This window comes from Streptomyces zinciresistens K42 (assembly GCF_000225525.1).
GTDB lineage: Bacteria > Actinomycetota > Actinomycetes > Streptomycetales > Streptomycetaceae > Streptomyces > Streptomyces zinciresistens.
The window spans coordinates 1-5741 of the sequence record NZ_AGBF01000299.1 but is presented as its reverse complement, the minus strand read 5'-3'; the positions used below and the strand labels follow the sequence as shown (position 1 = coordinate 5741).

5 protein-coding genes are annotated in these 5741 nt (G+C 75.0%); 3 read left to right on the top strand and 2 right to left on the bottom strand.

The window, feature by feature from the left end:
• The 3 genes from SZN_RS34960 to SZN_RS43015 all read left to right on the top strand — a co-directional run.
• On the top strand, positions 1 to 301 hold a 301-nt coding region (locus SZN_RS34960; protein WP_007504694.1), incomplete at its 5' end, for an immunity 49 family protein.
• 34 nt (positions 302 to 335) lie between these two features.
• Positions 336 to 536, top strand: coding sequence for a hypothetical protein (locus SZN_RS34955; protein WP_007504692.1), 201 nt, complete (start codon positions 336 to 338; stop codon positions 534 to 536).
• Between the two features lie 226 nt (positions 537 to 762).
• Positions 763 to 939 carry a hypothetical protein gene (locus SZN_RS43015; protein ID WP_007504690.1) on the top strand — a complete coding sequence of 59 codons (177 nt, stop codon included), beginning with the start codon at positions 763 to 765 and terminating at the stop codon, positions 937 to 939.
• A 308-nt stretch (positions 940 to 1247) separates the two neighbouring features.
• Here SZN_RS43015 and SZN_RS34945 read toward each other — a convergent pair whose 3' ends face one another.
• Together SZN_RS34945 and SZN_RS34940 are read right to left on the bottom strand one after the other, a co-directional pair.
• A complete protein-coding gene (locus tag SZN_RS34945) occupies positions 1248 to 2531 on the bottom strand; it encodes a TIGR02679 family protein (protein WP_007504688.1) in 1284 nt (427 codons plus the stop codon).
• Entirely contained in the window at positions 2521 to 5688 is a 3168-nt protein-coding gene (locus SZN_RS34940; protein ID WP_007504686.1) for an SbcC/MukB-like Walker B domain-containing protein, read from the bottom strand. The genes SZN_RS34945 and SZN_RS34940 overlap by 11 nt, the downstream gene beginning before the upstream one ends.
• Between the last annotated feature and the right edge of the window lie 53 nt (positions 5689 to 5741).

Below are 5741 nucleotides of genomic sequence, written 5' to 3'. Positions count from 1 at the left end.
ACAGGTCGCCGGCAAGGAGCTGATGCTGAAGATCCTGTATCCGCCCCTTGAACTCTTCCACCGCTACCAGCGGCAAGAAGCCGAACAGTTCAATGCGGCACTGGTCGACGCCATCACCCGGCACAAAGACTATTGGACCGCCGACGACGCACGTTCCCTGAGTGGCGAAGGTCTGGTCGCCCTCGGTCCACTCGCCCTCGCCTGCATGGCTTATGACGCGGGTATGCCGATCGAGGTCGAGTCCGCGTACCTGCCCAAGGCGCTTCTGCAGCGCGCCTGGGTCGGCGAGTTCGAGACGTGATCCACGTTCTCCGCGAGACAGGCGGCCGAAGACCGTGACAGCTCAGGACTACGACAGTCAACTCCTCGAGTCGGTCTCCGTCCGCCGCCGCCGTCTCCGCGACGCCGTGCTGTCCGGTGCCCAGCGCCGGCGGCGTTCCTCCGACGAGAGGCTGGGGAAGCTGATCGCCGGCGTGGTGATCGCGGCGGTGGTGTGCGCGGCGTGCGTGCGCGGGCCCCGGGCGGGGCGTCGGTGAGCCGGTACCGGGTGGCCACCGCGCTCGCGGCCACCCATCGCGGGCTGGCGGTCGCGACCGTCGTGCTGGCCTCCTGCGCGCGGCAGCCGCCGGAATCATCGGCTCGGCTGCCGCACTCGGCCGTCATGCGAAGGTCACCTCCGACGTCCGCATCGGCGTCCTGGCCGACGAGAACCCAGCCCGCGATCTGGTCGTCCTGGCCGTCCTGCGCGAAGACGTGCGCCGGGTGAGCAAGCGCTACGGCTTCGACGACGTTCTGCTGATCTCGGAGGTCGTCGCCACCTCCTCGGCGCGCAAGGACTACGACGACTGCACGGCGGAGTACGGCCGCCACGGCATCCCGACCAGCTGGTCGTGGACCCTTGCGCCCGGGAAGCCGCCCTGCACACCGAACCCACCGTGAGCGGCTGCAGAACCGCGCACGCGCGCGTACGGACCGGGCACGCTCCGCATCGCACCGGCCGACGGCCGTACCTTCGCCCTGGACCTCGACCTCGACCTCGACCTCGACCTCGACGAACTTCCGGTGCCGGAACGGCAGGTCACCGAAACACACTGCGCCACACGCCGACTGACGCGGGGCGACGGACGCGGGGCGACGGACGCGATCGAACTGATCTCGTCCACGGGCTCGGGTACCGCGCCTGCTCGCCGGTGCATGCGCTTCGACGTGCTCCGGTCGACGGATCGAGTCGGCCGCCGGTCGTCGGTTCAGGCACGCGTGAGGTCGGACAGGAGTACGGGCAGCAGGCGTTCCTCCATGACCGTGCTGCCCGACGCCGCCATCGAGAGGGCAAGTCCGGGGTCCCAGGGGCTGGGCGCGGGCGGTCCCGCGAGCGGGGTGGACCCGCCCTCGCCGAGTGCCGCCGTGTAGTCGGCGGCGGTCATCCGCCAGGGTCGGGCGCCGTGCCGGGCCATGGCGTTCGCGGTGATCCGCAGGCCGACCCAGTCGAAGTCGGCACGCCAGTGCAGCCGGGCTCCGGCGCGTACGGCGTCGCCGAGCAGTTTGTGGCAGGCGGCGGACGGGACGCCCTCGGTGCAGACCAGGGCGGCGCCGGTCTCCCGCAGTTCGCCGGCCGCGGCACGCAGGACGGCCGGGTTCTCGCAGACGAAGACGGTGCGGGCGGCGGGGACGACGGGGTCGGTGGCGAGCTGGTGGAGGGTGAGCCGGAAGGGTATGCCGAAGTCGGCGGCGTCACGCAGCCAGTCGCAGACCACCGTGTCGCCCTCCGCGCCGATGTTGAGGACGAGTACCTGGCTGGCGAGGTCGTCGGCGATGGCGCCGGCGCTCTCCCACAGGGCACGCCGCCCGGCCCGGTCGGTCGGTACCTCCGAGCCGCCGCCGGCGCGCTGGGCCAGGGCCCGCAGGACGAGCTGTTCCAGCGGGGCGCCGGGCACCAGGGCTTTGGTGTCGCCGGTGGCCCACTCGGCGAGAACAGGGAGCGGCAGGACACCGGGCGCCGGCTTCGGGGAGCCCGCGGAGCCGTCCACGTCACCGGTCAGCCTCTCCAGGACACGCACCGCCGCGCCGAGGAGCGGCGCGTCTCCCCGGCGTACGAGACGGGTGAGGGTTCCGTCGGCGGCGATCCGGTCCAGCCAGGCCGCGAACCATCCCTGCCGGGCGAGTCGGCTGGAGTGGGCCGACTCCAATGCCCGGTCCCGGCGGCCCTGCTCGTCGGCACGCTCGGCCGGCCGGTCGCGCAGCGGACCGTGGAGCCGGCCGAGGGTCTGGAGGAGACCGGTGCCGTAACGGTCGTACAGGTATCCGTCCAGCTCGCGCAGGGGTACGGAGAGACGCTTGACGGTCTCCGGCCGGTAGCGGCCGGTGACGCCGATGACGGTGCGGCGTTCGGCCTCGACCGGCGCCGAGAGCCCGATGTCGCCGTCGAGCGCGCCGCCGGTACGCTCCAGCCGGCGACGGGCGGCGGCCAGCAGCCGGGTCCATCCCTCGCCCCGCAGCTCGTCGAAGCCCGACGGCTCGCGCTCAGGGGGCAACCGCGGCCTCCTCGGAGGTCGGGACGCGCCGGGTGCCCGGCGAGCCGAGGGCGGTGGTGAGGTCGCCGGTGTCGTCGGCGAGGAGCCGAGCACCGTCCCAGACGAGCAGCAGGGCGGAGACGGTGTGGTCGACGGCGGTGTGCGCGAGGTCGTAGTGCGCGGCGGCGGACACCGACGCGTGGGCGGCCCACAGGTCGTAGCCGGTCATGAACAGATCCAGGTCGAACTGCGCGGCCAGCGACATGAGTTCACCGCGCCCGGTGTCGTCCACGCCCGCGAATGCCTCGTCGAGGGCGAGCAGACGCGGGGCGTGCGGGTCGGCGGAGTTGAGCATGGCGTGCGCGGCGGCGAACAGCGGCAGGTGCAGCGACACGGACTGCTCGCCGCCCGACAGCCGGCTGTGCCGGGCGCGGGTGAGCCGCTCCTCGCTCCTGTCGGGGCGTACGAGCTGGAACGCGAACTGGCGCCAGCGCCGATAGTCCAGGACCTCGGCGAGCAGTTCCCGGTAGGGCTGGTCGCGGTGGCGGGCGCGGGCGGTCTTGATCTGCGCGGCGAAGTGGACGCGCACCCGGGCGAGACCGTCCGGACCGAGGCGGACGGCGTCGGCGTCGAGGAGGGAGCAGACGGCACGCTGCTCGTCGTCCAGATGATCGGCGAGCAGCCAGCTCACCCCGACCGTCGTCCCCGACGACATCGTCCGCTTGCGCATGTCGGTGTTCATGCGCCTGATCAGGTCACGGGCGTCGACCGTACGGTCGTGGATCTGCTGGGCGAGCCGGGTGAGCAGGGCGTCCTCCAAGATGCGCTGCTCGGACTCGGAGAGCAGTTCCGCCTGGTCACGGCGGTGGGAGGAGATCTTCTGGGCGAAGGCGGCGACGGGCAGCGGCCCCTCCTCGTCGGCCACGCGCACGAGGATGACCCCGTCGGAGCCGTCCCATTCGGGCCGGTAGTCCTGTCCGGCGGCGGCGAGCTGCGCCTGCAGGTCGTCCAGGGCCCTGGTGAGACGGGTGACGGACTGCTTGAGGCTGCTCTCGGTGGGCGTGAGGTCGCGGGTCGCGGTCAGGATCGCCTCGTGCACGGCGGCCACGGCCGGCGGGAGTACCTCGCCGGTCCAGTCGGCCTCCTGAGCGGGCCAGGCGAGGCCGGGCGGGCAGCGCAGGATGTCGAGGAGTTCGCGGGCGGCGTACGGGCGCAGGCCACGGGCGGTGTCCTTCTCCTCCGCCGCGGCGACCGCACCGGCTTCGGCGGCGGCCGTACGGCGGGCCTCGGCCGCGGCGGTGCCCGCGATCGCGGCGTGCTGGGCGGTGCGGGCCGCCTCGGCCTCCCGGACCAGGGCGTCGATCCCGTCCTCGGCCTCCTGCACCTGCCGCATCACCTCCTGCGCCTCGGCCCCGACGGCCGCTTGGAGCGCGTCGAGTCCCGCGGCCTCCTCGGCGTGCCGGCGGCGTGCCGCGCGCTCGGTGTCCGCCGCCGACTCCTCGTCCTCGGCGGCGGCGGTGAGCCGGTCGGCGCCCGCCTGGGCGGCCTCGGTCTGGCGGGCGTGTTCGCGGCGGCGGGCGGCGAGTTCGCGGACCGCCGCCTCGAAGGCGCGGGTGGCGGTCTCCACGACGTCGACGCGCTCGGTCCCGATGCCGTGCTCGGCCGCGGTGCGGTGCAGGGCGCGCTCGGCGACCGAACAGGCGGCCACCGACTCGTCGTACGAGCCCTGGGCCGCGTCGCCGGCGTCACGGGTGGCGCGCAGCCGCGCCGCGGCGCGGTCGAGTCCGCGCAGCGCCTGCGTGATGCCGGCGGTGCGGGGCAGGGCGGCGCGGGCGGCGGCGTACCCGTCGAGGGCGGCGTCCGTACGGGCCTGCGCGCCCCCCAACTCGTCTCGCTCGGAGTCCAGTTCGGCCAGGAGCGCCTCGCAGGCAGCGATCCGGGCGGCGCGCCGACGGGCGCGGGCGGTCGCGCCGACGTACTCGGCGTCCTCCTTGGTGTGGGCACCGACCAGGACACCGGCCGCGTACCGGCCGTCCGGGCGGATCTGCGGGGTCCCGGTGTCGAGGTCGCCGGTGACGGCGACGGAGCGCAGGACGGCGGTGACACGGGCGGCCGGGATCGCGGCGCCGCCCTCGGGGCCCTCGGGGACCTCGGGTCGCAGGAGGTCGGCGAGGCTCGGGCCGTTCACCGGGGTCCCGGCCCGGAGGTAGCCCTCGCTGTGCCCGGCCGCCACGGGGACGTCCTCGGCGGTGACCAGGGCGTCGAGGAGGCCGGACGCCTCCAGCGCCGCTTCCAGAGCGCCTTGCTGACGATCCGTCAGTTCGCTGTCGAACGAGACGAGTCGCCACAGGGGCACACCGTCCCCGGACGCCCTCCCGGCGGTCCGGCCGCGGGCCGGGGGCGGGGCGTCGTCGTGCTCGGCGGCGATCCGGTCGCGCTCGGCCTCCGTCTCGGCGCGGCGGCGCTCGACCTCGGCACTCCGGGCGCGCAGGGCGGCGAGGGTGTCGCGCAGTTCCTGGACGGCGGGAGCGGTGGCCTCGGTGAAGGCGTCGGCGAGCGTGACCGCGTCGGCCTCACCGGTGAGTTCGAGGGCTTCGGCGAGCCGGCGGGCGTCCTCCTCGGCCAGGAGCGTGCCGTGCGCCTCCGCCCACCGGCCGAGCACGGTACGGGCCTCTTCGCGGGCGGATTCGAGGGCCGCCTCGGCAACGGTTTCGGCGGTTTCAGCCGCGGCGACGGCCTCCTGCGCGCGGTCGAGGGAGACCCGGGCGAGGTCGCGGGTCTGCTCGGCGCCGCGTGCCGACTGCTGGGCGGCGCGAACCGCCCGGACGCCTTCGTGGCGGGCGGCGGCGAGCGCGGCTGAGCGTGCGGCGAGCCGGGCGGGCTCGGCATCGGCCGGGGTCCAGGGGAGGCCCGCGGTGTGGGCGTGGTCGGCGACGGCGGCGGCATCGCGGGAGACGGCGGCGTCGAGTTCGGCGGCGATCCGGGCGGCGTGTTCGGCCTCGGCGCGGGCGCGGCCGGTGGCTGCCGTACGGCGCTCACGCTCGGCGGTCGCCTGCCGGGCGGTCTGCTCGCAGGTACGCACCAGCCGCTCCAGGTCGGCCAGTTGCTCGACGGCCTGGTAGGCGGCGGAGGAACGCAGCTGGTCCAGGCGGGCACGCGTGGGCGGCGAGCGCGGCATCGGCCGACTCGGCGCGCGTCTCGGCGGCGGCCTGCGCCTCGCGGGCCGCCGTC